Annotated in this window: 17 protein-coding genes; 5 read left to right on the top strand and 12 right to left on the bottom strand. The window is 68.7% G+C overall.

The features are described from left to right. Nucleotides 1-134 precede the first annotated feature (134 nt). Nucleotides 135-1,016, bottom strand: a complete 882-nt coding sequence (locus LR394_RS29590) for an endo alpha-1,4 polygalactosaminidase (protein WP_269329995.1) — start codon at nucleotides 1,014-1,016, stop codon at nucleotides 135-137. Nucleotides 1,017-1,270: 254 nt separating this feature from the next. Continuing rightward, on the bottom strand, nucleotides 1,271-1,708 hold the full coding sequence (locus LR394_RS29585; RefSeq protein ID WP_231447870.1) for a hypothetical protein: 438 nt from the start codon (nucleotides 1,706-1,708) through the stop codon (nucleotides 1,271-1,273). Nucleotides 1,709-1,800: 92 nt separating this feature from the next. Here LR394_RS29585 and LR394_RS29580 point away from each other — a divergent pair, with 92 nt between their 5' ends. Continuing rightward, a complete protein-coding gene (locus LR394_RS29580; protein ID WP_231447869.1) occupies nucleotides 1,801-2,283 on the top strand; it encodes a GNAT family N-acetyltransferase in 483 nt (160 codons plus the stop codon). On the opposite strand, the gene LR394_RS29575 is transcribed toward LR394_RS29580, so the two are convergent. The 7 genes from LR394_RS29575 to LR394_RS29545 all read right to left on the bottom strand — a co-directional run bounded on the left by LR394_RS29575 (nucleotide 2,270) and on the right by LR394_RS29545 (nucleotide 9,052). Next, nucleotides 2,270-2,491, bottom strand: a complete 222-nt coding sequence (locus LR394_RS29575; protein WP_231447868.1) for a TetR family transcriptional regulator C-terminal domain-containing protein — start codon at nucleotides 2,489-2,491, stop codon at nucleotides 2,270-2,272. The genes LR394_RS29580 and LR394_RS29575 overlap by 14 nt on opposite strands. A gap of 86 nt (nucleotides 2,492-2,577) precedes the next feature. Continuing rightward, on the bottom strand, nucleotides 2,578-3,570 hold the full coding sequence (locus LR394_RS29570) for a Gfo/Idh/MocA family oxidoreductase (RefSeq protein WP_231447867.1): 993 nt from the start codon (nucleotides 3,568-3,570) through the stop codon (nucleotides 2,578-2,580). Beyond that, entirely contained in the window at nucleotides 3,567-5,477 is a 1,911-nt protein-coding gene (gene iolD / locus LR394_RS29565) for a 3D-(3,5/4)-trihydroxycyclohexane-1,2-dione acylhydrolase (decyclizing) (protein ID WP_231447866.1), read from the bottom strand. Before iolD ends, LR394_RS29570 begins: the two co-directional genes overlap by 4 nt. Further along, nucleotides 5,474-6,316 carry a 5-deoxy-glucuronate isomerase gene (gene iolB / locus LR394_RS29560; protein WP_407937149.1) on the bottom strand — a complete coding sequence of 281 codons (843 nt, stop codon included), beginning with the start codon at nucleotides 6,314-6,316 and terminating at the stop codon, nucleotides 5,474-5,476. The genes iolD and iolB overlap by 4 nt, the downstream gene beginning before the upstream one ends. Further along, nucleotides 6,313-7,206, bottom strand: a complete 894-nt coding sequence (locus LR394_RS29555) for a Cgl0159 family (beta/alpha)8-fold protein (RefSeq protein WP_231447865.1) — start codon at nucleotides 7,204-7,206, stop codon at nucleotides 6,313-6,315. Before LR394_RS29555 ends, iolB begins: the two co-directional genes overlap by 4 nt. Further along, nucleotides 7,203-8,159, bottom strand: a complete 957-nt coding sequence (gene iolC / locus LR394_RS29550) for a 5-dehydro-2-deoxygluconokinase (protein WP_231447864.1) — start codon at nucleotides 8,157-8,159, stop codon at nucleotides 7,203-7,205. The genes LR394_RS29555 and iolC overlap by 4 nt, the downstream gene beginning before the upstream one ends. Further along, nucleotides 8,156-9,052: a TIM barrel protein gene (locus LR394_RS29545; RefSeq protein WP_231447863.1), complete on the bottom strand. Its 897-nt coding sequence runs from the start codon at nucleotides 9,050-9,052 to the stop codon at nucleotides 8,156-8,158. Before LR394_RS29545 ends, iolC begins: the two co-directional genes overlap by 4 nt. Before the next feature lie 156 nt (nucleotides 9,053-9,208). Here LR394_RS29545 and LR394_RS29540 point away from each other — a divergent pair, with 156 nt between their 5' ends. The 4 genes from LR394_RS29540 to LR394_RS29525 all read left to right on the top strand — a co-directional run bounded on the left by LR394_RS29540 (nucleotide 9,209) and on the right by LR394_RS29525 (nucleotide 13,097). After that, entirely contained in the window at nucleotides 9,209-9,949 is a 741-nt protein-coding gene (locus tag LR394_RS29540; RefSeq protein ID WP_231447862.1) for a GntR family transcriptional regulator, read from the top strand. Nucleotides 9,950-10,076: 127 nt separating this feature from the next. Then, nucleotides 10,077-11,075 (top strand): tripartite tricarboxylate transporter substrate binding protein, encoded by a 999-nt coding sequence (locus LR394_RS29535; RefSeq protein WP_231447861.1) that lies wholly within the window; start codon nucleotides 10,077-10,079, stop codon nucleotides 11,073-11,075. Beyond that, nucleotides 11,072-11,584: a tripartite tricarboxylate transporter TctB family protein gene (locus LR394_RS29530; RefSeq protein ID WP_231447860.1), complete on the top strand. Its 513-nt coding sequence runs from the start codon at nucleotides 11,072-11,074 to the stop codon at nucleotides 11,582-11,584. The genes LR394_RS29535 and LR394_RS29530 overlap by 4 nt, the downstream gene beginning before the upstream one ends. Nucleotides 11,585-11,600: 16 nt before the next feature. Continuing rightward, nucleotides 11,601-13,097, top strand: coding sequence for a tripartite tricarboxylate transporter permease (locus LR394_RS29525; RefSeq protein WP_231447859.1), 1,497 nt, complete (start codon nucleotides 11,601-11,603; stop codon nucleotides 13,095-13,097). Between the two features lie 4 nt (nucleotides 13,098-13,101). Here the strand turns inward: LR394_RS29525 and LR394_RS29520 are convergent, their stop codons facing one another. The 3 genes from LR394_RS29520 to LR394_RS29510 all read right to left on the bottom strand — a co-directional run bounded on the left by LR394_RS29520 (nucleotide 13,102) and on the right by LR394_RS29510 (nucleotide 16,200). Further along, nucleotides 13,102-13,788, bottom strand: a complete 687-nt coding sequence (locus LR394_RS29520; RefSeq protein WP_231447858.1) for a phosphotransferase — start codon at nucleotides 13,786-13,788, stop codon at nucleotides 13,102-13,104. Nucleotides 13,789-13,929: 141 nt separating this feature from the next. Next, entirely contained in the window at nucleotides 13,930-14,868 is a 939-nt protein-coding gene (locus LR394_RS29515; RefSeq protein WP_231447857.1) for a DUF808 domain-containing protein, read from the bottom strand. A 267-nt stretch (nucleotides 14,869-15,135) separates the two neighbouring features. Continuing rightward, nucleotides 15,136-16,200 (bottom strand): LacI family DNA-binding transcriptional regulator, encoded by a 1,065-nt coding sequence (locus tag LR394_RS29510; protein ID WP_231447856.1) that lies wholly within the window; start codon nucleotides 16,198-16,200, stop codon nucleotides 15,136-15,138. Nucleotides 16,201-16,745 lie beyond the last annotated feature (545 nt).

Raw genomic sequence — 16,745 nt, 5'->3', positions numbered from 1 at the left:
CTACATAAGGTGATCGGTCGCTGCGGAGTGTAGCCAATATCCGATTCCCGAGTGCTTCACACCATCGGCCAAACGCCAGTGCGCGCCCGCCCCAGACCGGGACGGACGCGCACTGGCGGTGAAACAAAGGCGGCTCAGCAGGCCTGGTACACGTAGCCCTTGCTGCCCTTGGGCGTGACATCCAGGTCGCGACGCACCACCGAGAGCTTGCTGCCGTACTCCTTGCAGGTCTTGGTGAACGCCTTCTTCGTGTACTCGATCACGATCACGTTCTTGCCGTAGACCTTGGTGTAATCACCGCACTCGTCATACAGGCCGCACTCCTCGCTCACTGCGAAGTCGAAGCCTGCCTTCTTGCCCTGCTTACCCAGCTCCATGGTGTTCTTCTGGCCGATCGCCAGGCCCGCCTTGTGCGCCCGGGCCGCGATCAGCTTGCTGAACGCGACCGCATCGGACTTCTTCAGCAGCTTCTGCGAGCGGGTGTAGGAGTCCAGGTTGTCCGGCTCCACCGCCTGGTAGCCCTTCTTGGCGCAACCGTCGAACCACTTGCCCACCACCCCGGCGAGCTTCTTGCGCTTGGCCGCGGTGGAGATGTCCAGGATCAGCTCGTCCCAGTCGCCGTCCACCACGTACTTGCCGCTCTTGTTCTTCAGCAGCAGCTCGGGGTGGTTCTTTTTCCACCACGACTCGGCGCCCGGCTGGGCCTGGAAGGCGTTGACGTAGCAGATGTTGTACGCGCCTTTGGCTGGCTTGGCCGTGCTGTCGCGGGTGACCACCTTGACCCCGGCCGGCGGCTTGTAGGCCCCGCCGAGCTGGTAGTCGAACTTGGCGTTGGCCGGCGGCAGCTTGACCTTCTTCTTCGCAGCAGCCGCCACGGCAGCCACGTCCGAGGTCGACTGCGGCTTGGCCTGGGCAGCGCCGGCGTCCTGCGTGCCGATCACGAAGTACAGCACCGCGCTGATCGCGGCGGCCAGCGCGACCACGATGGCAATGGGTTTACGGGTCAACGAGAACAGGGACGACACCGAGTCTCCGTACATGCTCGGCGATCTGCCCCGCCTCGGTTGGCCCCCGCAACAGGGACGGCTCCTGGCGACCGGATGCCGGACTGGTTACCGACTGGGCTCGACCGCGATTCCGGCGCCCACCCTGGCGGAAGCGATCATCACAGGTCAAGCCGGGGGTACCCCGGACAGCCCAGAGTTGACGACCACCCACCGTAGGCAAAGCGCAGGTCAGATGCTGCCTAAGAATAGGCTAAGGCCTGTTATCAATCAGAGTGATCGAGGAACACGGTCCGGCCGGTCACGTCGACCTTGACGACGGGGAACCGTGCCCGCAGCCGGTCCGCCTCCGCGTTGATCTCGAGTACCCCGATCTCCAGCCCGCTGCCGTCAGTGGCCGAGGCGACGGTCTGTGCTCGGTAGGGCGCAGGGATGGAGCGTTCGGTCTCCCAGAACGCAGCCGCGAGTTCCTGCAACTGCGCGCTTGAGTACCGGGCCTCGGCAACGACCACCTCGATCCCCCGCGACCCGATCGCCGCCAAGGTGGGCGCAAAGATTTCCGGAAGCGGACCTTTCCACCACATGGAGAGCCGGCGCCCGGGCACGTCCACCTTGAAACTGGTGAAATCGCGAAGGTCGTGTTCGGCGATCACAGCTTCGATCTCGCCGATGGCCGCGGTGATCAACCGCTCCTGCGGGTCCATACCAGCCGCCCTCCCCCGTCTCGCTCTTGCCGAAGCCACTCGGCCGAGAATGATGATGCGTGCGCCCCCATGTTTCCGGCAGCATCCACCCCATGCCGATCCGCCTCGCCCACCGGGACGACCTGACCAACCTCCAGCAGATCGAACGAGCCGCGGGTGAGGCGTTCCGGACGATCGGCATGCCGGAGGTCGCGGATGACGAACCGTTCAGCATCGAAGAGCTCCTGGCCTACCAGGGGCGCACGTGGGTGTACGAGCGTGACGGCGAAGCCGTGGCCTACCTGCTGATCGACCTGGTGGACAGCCTCTTCCACATCGAGCAGGTCACGGTGCACCCGCGAGCCGCCCGCCAGGGCATCGGGCGAGCGCTGATCGAGCACGTGTACGCCCAGGCCCCGCAGCAGAAGCTCACGCTCACCACGTTCGAGCAGGTACCGTGGAACGCGCCCTACTACCGCCGGCTGAACTTCGAGACCTTCGCGAGCCCCGGCCCAGAGTTGCAGCAGGTCCGCCGCAGAGAAGCGGAGCACGGCCTGGATCGGTGGCCGCGGCTGTGCATGATCAGAACCCACTGATGGCGGCCCGTAAGGTGCTCTCGGCCTCGGCCCGGACCAGGCGCACGAACAGCGCCGCGATGCCCGCGTAACTGTCCCGCACCGCCTCCCCCAGCACGGGCGACACCGCGGCCTGAGCCACGAACGCCAGCCAGACGCGGGCCTGCCCGCGCTCGCCAGCATCTCGTCCTTGGTGGCGAAACAGCGCTGCACCGACCGGGTTCAGCAACGCCCTGCCCGTTGGCGTTCAGGTGATCGGACAGGCCTTTCGCGAGGATCTCTGCCTGAACGCCGCGCAGACCCTGGAGAACGCGTTCAGTACAGGCTGGGTCTCTCCCCTGGCGCGACCGTGACCACCTGACCGGAGGTGAGCGAGGCGACGCCGGCCTCGGCCGCGGCCTGGGCCAGGTAGCCGTCCCAGGCGCTGGGCCCGGTCACCGTACCGGCCAGGGCCGCCAGCGCCCAGGCGCCGAGCTCCACCCGGTAGGCGTCGGCGAAGTGGGCCACGAAATCGCTCCGCACCACGCGGCCTTCCACCCCGGCGATCCGCGAGGACACCGGGGAGGCCGCCGCCAGCGAGACGGTGCCCAGGGTGCCTACCGCCTCGCAGCGCACGTCGTAGCCGTAGCCCGCGTTGACGAACACCTCCACGCTGGCCATCACCCCGTTGCGCAGCCAGATCGTGGCCAGCTGGGGGTCGCGGAAGCCCTGCTGCACCGGCGACTCCACCCGGATCGCGGTGATCTCCGAGGCCGCCAGCCAGGGGATCACGTCGAGTTCGTGCACCATCGAGTTGGTGATCAGGCCGGTGTCGTCGGCGTTGGTGGCGTTCGCAGCGTTGCGGTGCACGGCGTGGATCAGGCGCAGATCGCCGATCTTGCCCTCGGTGACGGTGCGGCGCAGGTCGACGAATCCCGGGTCGTAGCGGCGCATGAAGCCCACCTGCAGCAGCCGCCGGCCGCCGGACACCTCGGCCTCGACCACCCGCAGCGCGTCCGCGGCCGTCACGGCCAGCGGTTTCTCGCACAGCACCGGCTTGCCGGCGCCCAGGCAGGCCAGGGCGAGCGCGGCGTGGGTGAAGTCCGGCGCCGCAATCAGCACGGCATCAACCTGGTCGGACGCGATCAGCTCGTCGGCCGCACCCAGCACCGCGGCCTGGGCCGGAGCCGCGGCTGCGGTGGCCCGGTCGGTGTCGGGGTCGAACACGGCCGTCACGCGGGCGGCCGGAACGCTGGTGGTGATGGTGCGCACGTGGTCGGCACCCATCGCCCCGGCCCCGATCACCCCGACCTTCAGCGGAAAGTTCACGGTGTCTCCAGGTGGTGTCGCTGCCCGGCCTTGGCCTGTTCGTACGCGGCCCGGGCCGAGCGGGTGGAATCGAGTGCCGACACCTCGGCCACCGGCACGTCCCACCAGGCCTCACTGTCCGGCGCACCAACCAGCGGATCGGTCTCGACGTGGATCAGCGTGGTGCGCTCGGACTTCTGGGCCGTGCGCAGCGCGTCCTCGAGCGAGGCCCGGTCGGTGGCGATCAGCACGTCCGCGCCCAGGCTGGCGGCGTTGGCGGCCAGGTCGACCGGCAGCACCGAGCCGTCCAGCTGCCCGGAAGCAGCCGAGCGATAGCGGTAGCGCGTGCCGAACCGCTGCGAGCCGACCGACTGCGACAGGGCCCCGATCGAGGCGAAGCCATGGTTCTGCACCAGCACGACGATCAGTTTCACCCCCTCGGACACGGCCGTGACCAGCTCGCTCGACATCATCAGGTAGCTGCCGTCACCGACCAGGACGTAGACCTCGCGATCGGCGTCCGTCCCGCGCGAGACCTCATCCAGGACAGCCAGTTTCACTCCCAGCCCGCCGGCGATCTCGTACCCCATGCAGGAGTAGCCGTACTCCACGTGATAGCCCTTGCGATCGCGCGTACGCCACAGCTTGTGCAGATCGCCAGGCATCGAGCCGGCCGCGCACACCACCACATCGCGTGGCCCGGACAGCTCGTTCACCGCGCCGATCACCACCGACTGCGCCAGCCCCTGGGCAGCTGAAGCAGCTGAACCGGCATACGCTGCCGTCACTACCGCATCCCACTCAGCCGCCAGCTCAGTGGCGCGGGACGACCAGGCCGGGTCCACCGTCCACTGGTTCAAAGCCCTTGCCAGCGAGAGCAATCCCTCACGCGCGTCAGCCACCAGCCCCACCGCCGACAGCTTCTGACTGTCGAACGCCGACACGTTCAGGTTGACGAAACGTACTCCTGGAGAGGCAAACGCACTGCGTGAGGCGGTGGTGAAGTCGCTGTAGCGGGTGCCCACGCCCAAGATGACGTCGGCCTCAGCAGCCAATCGGTTGGCAGCCGTCGTACCCGTCGCGCCGATGGCGCCAACTGACCTGGGATGATCGTACGGCAGCGCCCCCTTGCCCGCTTGAGTCTCGGCGACCGGCACCCCAAAGGCCTCCGCAAACGTCCTCAATGCATCGTTGGCCCGGCTGTAGGTCACCCCGCCCCCGGCCACCAGCAAGGGCTTTCGGGCAGAACGAAGGACGCGTACGGCCCGCTCGAGCGCGGAAGGTTCCGGGATCGGGCGGGGCACGTACCAGACCCGGGTGGCAAAAAGCTCGTCCGGCCAGTCGAAGGCCTCGGTCTGCACGTCCTGGGGAAGAGCCAGCGTCACCGCGCCCGTACGCGCAGGGTCGGTGAGCACCCGCATGGCCTGCAGCAGCGCCGGCGCCAGTTGCTGCGGGCGATGGATCCGGTCGAAGTAGGCGCTGACCGGGCGGAACGCGTCGTTGACCGAGATGTCGCCCTGGGTTTCGCTTTCCAGTTCCTGCAGCACCGGATTGGCGGCTTTGGTGGCGAACGTGTCCCCAGGCAGCAGGAGCACCGGCAGCCGGTTGATCGTGGCCAGCGCGGCACCGGTCACCATGTTCGTGGCGCCGGGACCGATGGACGAGGTCACCACGTGCGCGGCCAGCCGATCCCGTTGCCGGGCATACCCCACTGCGGCGTGCACCATGGCCTGCTCGTTCCGCCCCTGCAGGTACTGGAGGCCACCCGAGGAGCGTTCCAGCAATGCCTGTCCGACCCCAGCGACATTGCCGTGCCCGAAGATGCCCCAGCAGGCGGTGAAGAAGGCGTGCCGGTCACCGTCGCGTTCTACCTGCTGCTGTTCCAGGAAACGCAGCGTGGCCTGGGCAACCGTGAGCCGGACGGTCATCGTGGGCCTCCCATGGGCAGACGCGGGTCGACGGCCGAAGCCGGCCAGGTGTCGCGGACCCAGGCGTGGGCCGGGTCGTCGCAGATCAGCCAGGCGCGTTCCGGGCCGGAGCCGGCCATCACGTTCAGGTAGTACAGGTCGTAGCCGGGGGCGGCGATGGACGGGCCGTGCCAGCCGTGCGGGATCAGCACCGCGTCACCGGAACGCACTTCGGCCAGGACGTCGATGCCCGAGCCGTACACCCGCTGATACCCCAGCCCCGGTGTACCGCCTGGGCCGTCGGCGATCTCGTAGTAGTAGATCTCCTCCAGCCTGGTCTCACCCTCACGCTCCTCGTCGTGCTTGTGCGGCGGCCACGACGACCAGTTCCCGCCCGGCGTGATCACCTCGCAGGCGATGATCCGGTCGGCCTCGAGCACCCCTGGCACAGCGAAGTTGTGCACCTGACGGCTGGCCGCCCCGGAGCCCCGCAGCTCGACCGGAACGTCCGCAGCCGCAACGTAAGCAGGTTCCAGCCGCGTAGCGCACACCGCTGAGCAGACGGCAAAACGCCCTCCCTGCGGGGACGACACCGTGACAGTCGAATCCCGCGGGGCGTAGACCACATCACTCGGCCCCTCAAACACCCCCGAACGCCCCTGGAGCGCGAAAGCCGCGCCGTCGACGTCTACCATTGCCGACCCGCTCAACGAGAGCAGCACAACCTCCGCGCCCCCACACACGACCCGGCCCGACGTGCCCGGCGCCAGTTCCAGAATGCGCAGGCCCGATCGTTGCCACCCGGCCGACTCAGGCGTGATCTGCAACGGTTCATCGCCTCGCCGCACAACGTGGCTCACAGCAGGCCCACCGTCGCGTCCACGGCCGCCTCCACGTCACCGCCGGGCGGGAACAGCAGCGAGCGCCCCACCACCATGCCGCGCACCGACGGGCTGGCCAACGCCTTTGACCAGGAGGCCAGTTGCGCGTCCTGGTCGGCGCCGACCTCTCCCCCGAGCAACAGCACCGGCAGGGATGTCGCGGCCACCACCGCTTCCATGTCCTCGATCACCGGCAGCTTCAGCCAGGTGTAGGCCGAGGTGGAGGCCAGTCCGGCCGCGACGGTGGCGGAGCGGACCACGGCCTCGGTGCTCAGAATGTTGCGGACGCGGCCGTCGGCGTCCCGGGCGGAGATGAACGGCTCGACCATCGCGACCAGTCCGCGGTTGGCCAGCTGCTGCACCGCCTGGGCGCAGGCCTGCAGGGTGGGTGAGGTCAACGGGTCGTCGGGGGCGATCCGCATCAGCATCTTGCCGCCCTGCAGCCCGCTCGCCTCGATCCGGGTGGCGTCGTAGCCGGTGAACCGGTCGTCGATCTCGAAGACGGTGCCGGCCAGCCCGCCGCGGTTCATCGAGCCGAAGACCACCTTGCCGTCCAGGGCGCCGAGGATCAGCAGGTCCTCGATGATGTCGGCCGTCCCGAGCACCCCGTCCACCCCCGGGCGGGCCAAGGCGCGCACGATCCGGTCCAGCAGCACGGCCCGATCGGCCATGGCCAGCGGATCGTCCCCGGCGCGCAGGCTGCCCCGGGCCGGGTGGTCGGCGGCGATCAGCATCAGCCGGCCGGACTGCCCTTTCAGCCCGGCGGGCCGGGCGCGTTCGGTGGCCAGGCGGCCGATGCGCCAGGGTTCCTCCGCGCGCATCCGCACGATCCGGCCCAGGTCCTCGGCGGTGACCAGGCGGCGGCTCATACCGCGCCCGCCTGCAGGTAGTCGTTCAGGCGGTCCAGGTCGGGCATGGCATCCGCGCAGGCCAGCTGCCCGGCCACGTAGGAACCGGCAGCATTCGCCAAGGTCAGGGTGGTGTGCAGGTCGTGCTGCTGGAGCAGGCCGTGCACCAGGGCACCGCCGAAGGCGTCACCGGCGCCGAGGCCGTTGACCACGTCGACCTTCAGCGGCGGCACCACAACCCGTTCAGCGGTGGACCGGCGGCTGCCCAGCACACCGGCCGGGCCCTGTTTGACCACGGCCAGGTCCACGCCCGCAGCGTGCAGGGCCTTGGCGGCTGCGTCGGGGGCGCTCTCGCCGACGGCCACCCGGCATTCCTCCTGGTTGCCGACCGCGACCGTGACGTAGGGCAGGGCGGCGCTGATCTGACGGGCCGCGGCGGTCTCGGACGACCAGAACGAGCGGCGGAAGTCCATGTCCAGCACGGTGATGCCACCCCTGGCGTGACGGGCCTCAAGGGCAGCCAGGGTGGCCTCGCGGCTGGGCGAGCGGGACAGGCCGGTCCCGGTCACCCAGAACACCTTGGCGGCGCGGATCCGGTCCAGGTCTAGGTCGTCGGGGCCGATCTCCAGGTCGGGCGCCTTGGGGAAACGGTAGAAGTAGAGCGGGAAGTCGTCGGGCGGGAAGATCTCGCAGAACACCACCGGGGTGGGCAGGTGCGCCACCTCACGCACCCAGCGGTCGTCCACCCCGAACCCGCGCAGCGCCCGGTGGATGTACCGGCCGAAGGGATCGGCACCGGTGGCGGTGATGACGGCGGTGCGGTGACCCAGTCGGGCCGCGGCAACGGCCACGTTCGTGGCGCTGCCGCCGAGGAACTTGGCGAACGTACTCACGTCCTCCAGCGGGACCCCGATCTGCTCGGGGTATATGTCCACGCTGACCCGGCCCATGGTGATCAGGTCGAAGCTCTTCACCGTTCACCGCCCAATTCCTGCCGCAACCACTCCAGGCAACGACGGACGTCCTCAACCGGCTCCTGCCCGGTGCCGTCGGTGCCGTCCTCGGGGAGCATCAGGTCCTGCTCCAGTACGTACCAGCCCTGGTAGCCGGCCTGTTCCAGCGCCGCGATCATCGCGGGCAGGTCCACCGAGCCTTCACCGAGCACCTTCCACAGGCCCTGCGCGACCGCGTCCGAGAAGGCGAGTTCACCGGCCACCACCCGCGCGGCCTGGGCTGCGTCAACGTCTTTCAGATGGACATGCCCCACCCGTTCCGGCGCACTCAGCGTGATCGCCACCGGATCGGCCCCGGCCGCCACCAGATGCCCGGTGTCGATGCACAGCGAGATCGCCGCGCCCTCCAGCACTTTTCGCACGTCAGCGCCGCTCTCGACCAGCGTGCCCAGGTGCGGATGCAACACGCCGAGCAGCCCCCGCCCGGCCAGATGCTCCGACGCGGCATCCAGATTGCCCAGCAACGTCTTCCACTGAGCGTGGTCGAGTTCCGGCCGCACGTCGTACCCGTCCAGGCCGGTCACCGCGGCCAGCACCACCACCCCGGCCCCCGAGGCCAGGCAGGCCTCAGCGAACCGGTCGATCTCGGCCAGCGGGTCGTGGGCCGGATCGTGCAGCACCACCGGCAGGAAACCACCCACCGCCTGCAGGCCAAAGCTGTTCAGGAACGCTGCTTTCGCGGCCGGATCGGCGGGGAGGAAACCGTCCGGCCCGAACTCGGTGGCCTGCAGACCCAGCGAGCGCATCTCGCCCAGGACACGCGTCGCGGGCAGCTGGCGACCCCAGCCGGGCACCTCGCAGACGCCCCAGGAGATCGGCGCCCCGGCAATCCGGGCAGGCGAAATGTCACTCATCGTTGAGCCTTTCAGTGCCGGCGTCAGCAGGTCACGACATGTACGCGCTCTCGATCCTCGGTCGTGGGCCGGAGAGTGTCAAGGTATGTCCAGACATAGTGCATCGCTGCTGATGCACCCCTTCCCAGCGCCGCGAGCCGGGGTACTCTTCGGCCCATGACGGGCAGACCGGCGTTCCGGATCGACCGCTCGAGCCCCGTGCCGCGCTACTTCCAGCTGGCCCTGCTCCTGGAGAAGGCCATCGTCGAAGGAGTCCTGGCCCCCGGCGACCGCCTGGACACCGAGGTCTCCATCGCCCAGGAGGTGGGCCTGTCCCGGCCCACCGTGCGCCAGGCGATCCAGCTGCTCGTGGACCAGGGCCTGCTGGTGCGTAAACGCGGAGTCGGCACCCAGGTGGTGCACGGGCAGGTGCGGCGTTCGCTCGAGCTCAGCAGCCTGCACGACGACCTGGTGCGGGGCGGGCAGAAGCCGCGCACCCGCGTCCTCAGCCTGACTCTGGCCGAGGCCGATCCGGAGACCGCGGGCGAACTGTCGCTGGAGCCGGGCACGAAGGTCTGGGCACTGGAGCGGGTGCGCCACGTCGGGCCCGAACCCCTGGCCGTGATGCGCAATCACGTGCCCACCTCGGTCGCCGACCTGTCCCGGTTCGATCTGGAGCACCACGGCCTGTACTCCTGCCTGCGCCAGTCCGGCATCACCCTGGCCGTGGCCCGCCAGCGGATCAGCGCCCGCCGGGCCAGTTCCCAGGAGGCCGGGCTGCTGGACGAACCGCGCGGCGCTCCGCTGCTGGCCATGCGCCGGACGGTGCTGGACAACACCGGGCGCCCGATCGAACTGGGCCGGCACGGCTACCGGCCCAGCATGTACGCCTTCGAGGCCACACTGGTCCAGCACTGAGATCGATGCGCAAAAGGTATTGCCCCATGCCGTAACGGAGTTGGACAGGCATGAGCGGCCATTCCTAGGCTCGCTGAAATCCCAATTCGGCAGTTTTCGGCATGGCCTTCTCGAAGGGGAGAACGTTATGGCCCGCACCCGTACCTGGATCAGCTCGGCCCTGGCGGCAAGCCTTCTGCTGACCGCCTGCGGCGGCAACCTCGGCAGCGGCTCCGACGACGAGGCCGCCGACTTCCCCGACGGCAAGGCGATCACCGTCTACGTCGGCCAGGACCCCGGCGGCAGCACCGACCTGATCGCCCGCGCGCTGGCCGAAGAGGTCAAGAACGAGCTCGACGTCGCGGTCACGGTGGAGAACAAACCCGGCGCCAACGGCGCCCTGGCCGCCCAGGAACTCGCGGGCAAGACCGCCGACGGGCACACCCTGATGATCTACAACGGCTCGCTCGCCTACATCACACCCCTGGCGGTCCCCGAGGGCGAAGCCCCCGACATCGCCGACTACGACATCGTCACCGGCATCAGCCAGGACGACTACGTCCTGGTCGCCGCCGCAGATTCCGGCCTGAAAACAATGGACGATCTCAAGGGCCTGGGTAAAGCGGTCAAGTTCGGCACCACCGGAGTCGGTACGGGCAGCCAGCTCTCTCAGGAACTGCTCTTCGCCCAGGCCGGAATCGAATCCACCGCAGTACCTTTCGACGGCGGATCCCCCACCCTCACCGCGGTCCTCGGCGGGCAGGTCGACGTCGGCTCGATCCAGCTGGGCGAGGCGGTCGAGCAGATCGAGGCCGGCGAACTCACCCCGATCGTCACCTTCGCCTCCGAACGGGTCAGCTACCTGCCCGACACCCCGACCGCGGTCGAGGCCGGCTACGACGCCCCGGTCCAGCAGTCCCGCGCCGTCTTCGCCCCCAAGGGCACGCCGACCGAGGTGATCGACACACTGGCCGACGCTTTCGGCAAGGCCTTCGGGGCCGAGTCCTACCAGAAGTTCAACGAGGACAACCAGCTCACCCCCAACGAGGTGGACGGCGAGGCCCTGCGCCAGCAGTGGACCGAAAACCTGGACAGCTACCGCACGGTGACCGAGGAACACCAGATCGACCTCGGCGGCGACCAGTGACCGACGCCCGCCGCGAATCCCTGCACGACCTGGAGAACGCGATACACCAAATTGAGGACGAGGAACGCACCCCCGCGGGTCCGACGACAAATCTTGTGCTCGCCCTGGCAGTCGTGGCACTCGGCCTGGCCGCACTCGCGGGTGCCCTGTCGCTGGGCATCGGCACACCGGAGCGGCCCGGCTCCGGCACCTGGCCGCTGCTGATCGGTATCGGCCTGGTCGGGCTGGGAATCGCTCTGGCCCTGCGTTTTCGCCAGGACAGCGATGCCGAGGCGTTCACCCGTAACTCCGCGGTGGTGGCGGCCGGGCTGGGCACGATGATCGTGTTCGTGGCGGTGATCGAGACCATCGGCTTCGAATTGCCCTCCCTGGCCCTGATGCTGGTCTGGCTGCGGTTCTTCGGCCACGAGAGCTGGCGCAGCACAGCGATCGTCAGTGTGGGCGCCGTGGTGGCGTTCTACCTGATCTTCGTGGCGGCGCTGGCGGTGCCGATCCCCCACCTCTTCTGACTTAGGAGGTCCCGCCGTGGACCTGGCCCCGGTGATCGACGGTTTCGGCGTGGTGCTGGAACCGGTCAACCTGCTCTACTGCCTGATCGGCGTCGTGATCGGGATGCTCGTCGGGGTCCTGCCGGGCCTGGGCCCGGCCGCCACCATCGCCATCCTGCTGCCGATCACCTTCGAGATCGAGGCCGTCAGCGCGGTCATCATGCTGGCCGGGATCTTCTACGGCGCCCAGTACGGCGGCACCATCACCTCCGTACTGTTGCGCCTGCCCGGCGAAGCATCCTCGGTGGTGACGGTTTTCGACGGTCACGCCCTGGCCCGCCAAGGTCGCGCCGGTACCGCCCTGGGCATCGCCGCGATCGGATCGTTCGTCGGCGGAACGGTTTCCGTGATCGCCCTGTCGTTCCTGGCGCCGCTGGTGGCCAGTTTCGCCCTGGACTTCGGCCCACCCGAATACACCGCCCTGGCCCTGCTCGGCATCCTGCTGGTCTCCACCATCTCCAGCGGCAGCCGCCTCAAGGCCCTGATCGCCGCCGGTCTCGGCCTGCTCCTGGCCGTGGTCGGCCGCGACGCCTTCACCGGCACCGAGCGCTTCACCTTCGGCAGCCTCGACCTGGCCGACGGCCTGGACTTCGTCCCAATCGCGATGGGCCTGTTCGGCCTCGGCGAGATCCTCCACAACTTGGAACAACGCCACCGAGCGATCCACGCCCCCACCGAGATCCACGACGTCTGGCCTTCCCGCCAGGACCTGAAACAGTCCTCCGGCGCCATCGGCCGCGGCTCTGTGCTCGGCTTCTTCCTCGGCATCCTGCCCGGCGGCGGCGCCGTGATGGCCTCCCTCGCCGCCTACGCCGTGGAGAAACGCCGTTCCCAGCACCCCGAGCGCTTCGGCCAGGGCGCTGTCGAAGGCGTGGCCGCCCCCGAGACCGCCAACAACGCCGCCGCCACCTCGTCCTTCATCCCCCTGCTGACCCTGGGCATCCCTGCCAACGCCACCATGGCCGTCATCTTCGGCGCCCTGCTCATCCAGGGCATACGGCCCGGCCCTCAGCTGGTCGAGCAGAACCCGGAACTGTTCTGGGGCGTGGTCAACTCGATGTACATCGGCAACGTCCTGCTGCTGATCATGAGCATCCCGCTGGTCGGCCTGTTCGTCCGCATCCTGCGCGTGCGCCCCGCCGTCCTGGCCCCGATCACCGTCCTGATCACCCTGATCGGCGCCTACACGGTCAACAACAGCGTCTTCGACATCATCCTGGTCATCGCCTTCGGCGCCCTGGGCTACCTGATGAAGAAGGCCGGCTTCGACCCGGGCCCCCTGGTCCTGGCCTTCGTCCTCGGCGCTCTCCTGGAAGAATCCCTGCGCCGCTCCCTCCTGCTCTTCGACGGCGACCCCACCGGCTTCCTCACTCGCCCGATCTCCGGCGTCCTCTTCCTCGCCCTCGTCATCGTCGCCTTCCTCCCGGCCATCCGCTCCCTGCTGAGCGCCCGCGAGAAGGAACCGGTCGGGTGACCTACTAGGCCCGGCGAAAGCTCCTTCCACCGGTGCACAGCCTATTGAGCTCCTGCGCCGCCTGACGTACGTCCTCGCGCCCGGACTCGTCCAGGCCGGGATTCTCCAGGCGGATCTGCACCGCTTCGTCCAGCGCGACCAGCACCTGCTCGGCAACCAGGGGAACGAAGACCTCGATGAAACCGGCTGCGGCATCGGCCTGATCGGCGAAGGAACCGCTGCGGGCCACGGAGCCAAGGACCACACTGGTCATGGCCAGGTCCAGTTCAGCGGTGCCTTCCCGGGCATCGCGCCAGTCGATGACCACCGGTCCTCGGGGCGTGAGCATCACGTTGCCCGGGTGCAGGTCCATGTGCACCACGCTGGTGTCCGCGCCGGAAAGGCTCGGAAGGGCGTGCAGCCGGTGCTGCAGGTCAGCCAGAACCTCGGCGGCCTCGTCCATACCGATCTCGTCGGCCACGAGCGCCGCCAGCATGGTCGGCCCGCTCAGCCGGTCCATCTCCAGGTCCGGCCCCTCAGCCCGGGACACCACCGGAACCGGGTAGCCGTGAGCAGCGACATGGCGCATCACCTGGGCCTCGTGCGCCACATCGCCGCCTCGGCGATACCGGCGCAGCACCCGTTCCGGGCCCAGCGCGTACACGTCCGCGTCCCAGCCCGCCCCGATGCGCTCGTGCTGTTCCCGTCCCATCACCCCATACCAACACAGGACGCGTGCCCCCAGTACTCGAGGCAAGCGTCCCCAGTTGGTGATCGGCTCTTAGGGCGCGCCCTGCGCACAAAGCACAGCGGGCGGCTCCGTTCACCGGAACCGCCCGCTTCGCCGAACGCGTCAGTGCGCCGTAGCGGCTTCGCCGTCCTTCTTCTTGCGCGGGATGAAGTGCATGACCAGCACCGCGATCGCGCCGACCAGCAGGCCGATCACCGCGGAGGCCAGGGTGTTGACGATCCAGCCGAGGGCGCCGCCGTTGACGGCCTCTTCCCAGTGGTGAACCGTCTCGTACGGCCAGTGCCAGCCCAGCTCGTCCACGCCGACCAGCAGGATGTGGCCACCCACCCAGAGCATGGCCGCGATCCCGACGGTGGACAGCACCGACAGGACCTTGGGCATGGCGGCGACCAGGAAACGGCCGACCGTCTCCATGAAGCCCTGCTTGGTCTCGATCATCTTCAGGCCGATGTCGTCGACCTTCACGATCAGCCCGACCAGGCCGTAGACCAGCACCGTGACCAGGAAGGCGACGACCAGCAGGATCAGCGCGCGGGTCACGAACGGCTCGTCGGTGACCTCGTTCAGCGAGATCACCATGATCTCCGCGGAGAGGATGAAGTCGGTGGTGATGGCGCCGCGCACCATCGCCTTCTCGTCCTCCGGCCCCCGCTCGGCGGCCGTCTCCTCCTTCTTGTGATCACGGTGCGCGATCAGCTCGTAGATCTTCTCCGCGCCCTCGTACGCCAGGTAGATACCGCCGCACATCAGGATCGGGGTGAGCAGCCAGTCCAGGAACTGGCTGAGCAGCAGCGCCGCCGGCAGGATGAACAGGATCTTGTTGCGCAGCGAGCCCAGCGCGATCTTCCAGACGATCGGAAGCTCGCGGTCGGGGGTGAACCCATGGACGTACCGAGGAGTGACGGCCGTGTCGTCGATGACGACCCCCGCCGCCTTGGTGCTGGCCCGACCCGCCGCCGCAGCGACATCGTCCACGGACGCCGCCGCGGCCTTTGCCAACACCGCGATGTCGTCCAGTAGTGCCGCCAGACCGCCTGCCATCGAACTCCCTAACTCTGTGTACTCTCGGATGACGCGAGCGTGTCTCCATGCTCGCGGAAACCACCGGTTCGCTCCAGTGCGCCGCGGCCGGCTGAGTGATCTTCCCCGAACATCGGGCCGCCGTCGATCGCACAGCATCCCGCAAGGTCAGCGGCGATCAGCCGGATTCCCGCCCGTTTCCGGCCGCGAGGAACATCACCTGCCGCAGTGGGAACTTTGCCGGATGCAGCACAGATACCCAGAAACCGGCACCAAAGGACGAGGTGGTCACCCCGGCGGGGCAGCGGTGGTCCGGCGCACCACCAGTGTGGGTGACGTGGTGATGAACGTCGAGGGCCGGTCCCGGCGAGCGATCCGCTCCAGCAGCAACCGGGCCGCGTCCGCGCCGATCTGCTGCCCGGCCTGGTCCACACTGGTCAACCCGATCGGCCCCAGCGCCGCGAACGACGTGTTGTCGTAGCCGGCCACGGAGATGTCCTCGGGCACCCGCAGCCCGGCCTCGGCCACCGCCGTCAGCACCCCCATGGCCACGATGTCAGCACCGGCAAAAATCGCGGTCGGCCGGACCTCACGCGCCAGCAGTTGCTTGGCGCCCAGGTAGCCGCCCTCCTCGGTGTATCCGGTGGACACGACGTCGATCTGACCGGCCAGCCCCTGCGCGGTCATGGCATCGCGATAGCCCCGGGTACGCACGGCATTCGGCATCGTCGCCGCCCGGCCGTGATCCGGCTCGCGCTGATCGATGTGCGCGATCCGCCGGTGCCCCAGATCCGCCAGATGATTCACCACCAGCGCCGCCCCGCGGGCATCGTCGTCGACCACGGTGTCGTGCAGCGCCGAGCGCATGTGCCGGCCGATCACCACCAACGGCACCCCGGCCGCGGCCTCGTCCACCCGCTTCTGCCCGGCGGCGGGCGCCACCAGCACCATGCCGTCCATGCCCCGGTCGACCATCGAGTCGATGAGCCGCAGTTCGACCTCGGCATCGCTGGCGCTGGTCCCCGGCAGGCTGATCCGGCTCCCGGTGCCGAGCATGACCTGGTACTCGGTGTCCCGCACGTGCCCGCTGATGCCGTCGACGATCTCGGGGAAGAACGGGTTGCGGATGTCTGGCAGCACCACACCGATCGTGTAGGTGCGCCCGCGCATGCCGCGCGCGGCCGCCCGAGGCCGATACCCCAGCTCGGCGATCGCCGCGTTCACCCGCTCCCGCATCGCCGGGCTCACGCCGTACGCATTGCGCATCACCTTGGAGACCGCCGTGGTGGAAACCTGCGCATGCGCCGCCACATCGACGATCGTCACCCGCCGCGTACCGGTACCGGGATCCATGACCCTCCTCATCGAGTGGGCAACGTTTAACACGATTGCCCGATCCGCGGCAATGCCCACGGCCGGCGGCTCTTGATCAGTACCGTGCCGAAGGATCGAGCACGCTCACTCGTGTACACCCGGTACCGAATGCCCGCGATGTACACATCTTCGATACCACTCCGGCACCCAGCCCATCCATCTCGGCCGCCGGCGACCCCCAACCGGACCTCTGTGCAGACCCGCGAAACCGACGCCGTTTCGGCGGCGTTGGCGTTTCTGCGACGGGTTCAATCTCGCGCGGAAGCCTGTTATCACCACATGGGCTCCGATTGCCCAATCTCACGACCTGACCTCGGAGGGCCCCAAGGGCGCACCTGCGAACCTCGCCGCGCTTCGGACCGTTCGTCGCACAGGATCGCGGCGTCGTTCCGTCCCCTCTTGACCGCTTCCGCACGAACTACCTACGTTCGGCGCACCGGTTGGAAAACGTTACCCATTCCGGAACAGTCCATCCGGCCTCTGCACGGCATCGGTCTGAAACCTTTCAGAGAGGAAAGGGCTCC

Origin of the sequence: Kineosporia babensis (genome assembly GCF_021129305.1) — a bacterium.
Lineage (GTDB): Bacteria > Actinomycetota > Actinomycetes > Actinomycetales > Kineosporiaceae > Kineosporia > Kineosporia babensis.
The sequence above is the reverse complement of the archived record's forward strand: the minus strand, read 5'-3'. Positions and strand labels throughout refer to the sequence as shown.

Coding starts and splice junctions, on each gene's coding strand:
- LR394_RS29585 (WP_231447870.1), bottom strand. CDS start 1,708: ATGGACCCGCAGGAGCGGTTGATCACCGCGGCCATCGGCGAGATCGAA.
- LR394_RS29580 (WP_231447869.1), top strand. CDS start 1,801: ATGCCGATCCGCCTCGCCCACCGGGACGACCTGACCAACCTCCAGCAG.
- iolD (WP_231447866.1), bottom strand. CDS start 5,477: ATGACCGTCCGGCTCACGGTTGCCCAGGCCACGCTGCGTTTCCTGGAA.
- LR394_RS29555 (WP_231447865.1), bottom strand. CDS start 7,206: ATGAGCCGCCGCCTGGTCACCGCCGAGGACCTGGGCCGGATCGTGCGG.
- LR394_RS29545 (WP_231447863.1), bottom strand. CDS start 9,052: ATGAGTGACATTTCGCCTGCCCGGATTGCCGGGGCGCCGATCTCCTGG.
- LR394_RS29540 (WP_231447862.1), top strand. CDS start 9,209: ATGACGGGCAGACCGGCGTTCCGGATCGACCGCTCGAGCCCCGTGCCG.
- LR394_RS29535 (WP_231447861.1), top strand. CDS start 10,077: ATGGCCCGCACCCGTACCTGGATCAGCTCGGCCCTGGCGGCAAGCCTT.
- LR394_RS29520 (WP_231447858.1), bottom strand. CDS start 13,788: ATGGGACGGGAACAGCACGAGCGCATCGGGGCGGGCTGGGACGCGGAC.
- LR394_RS29515 (WP_231447857.1), bottom strand. CDS start 14,868: ATGGCAGGCGGTCTGGCGGCACTACTGGACGACATCGCGGTGTTGGCA.
- LR394_RS29510 (WP_231447856.1), bottom strand. CDS start 16,200: ATGGATCCCGGTACCGGTACGCGGCGGGTGACGATCGTCGATGTGGCG.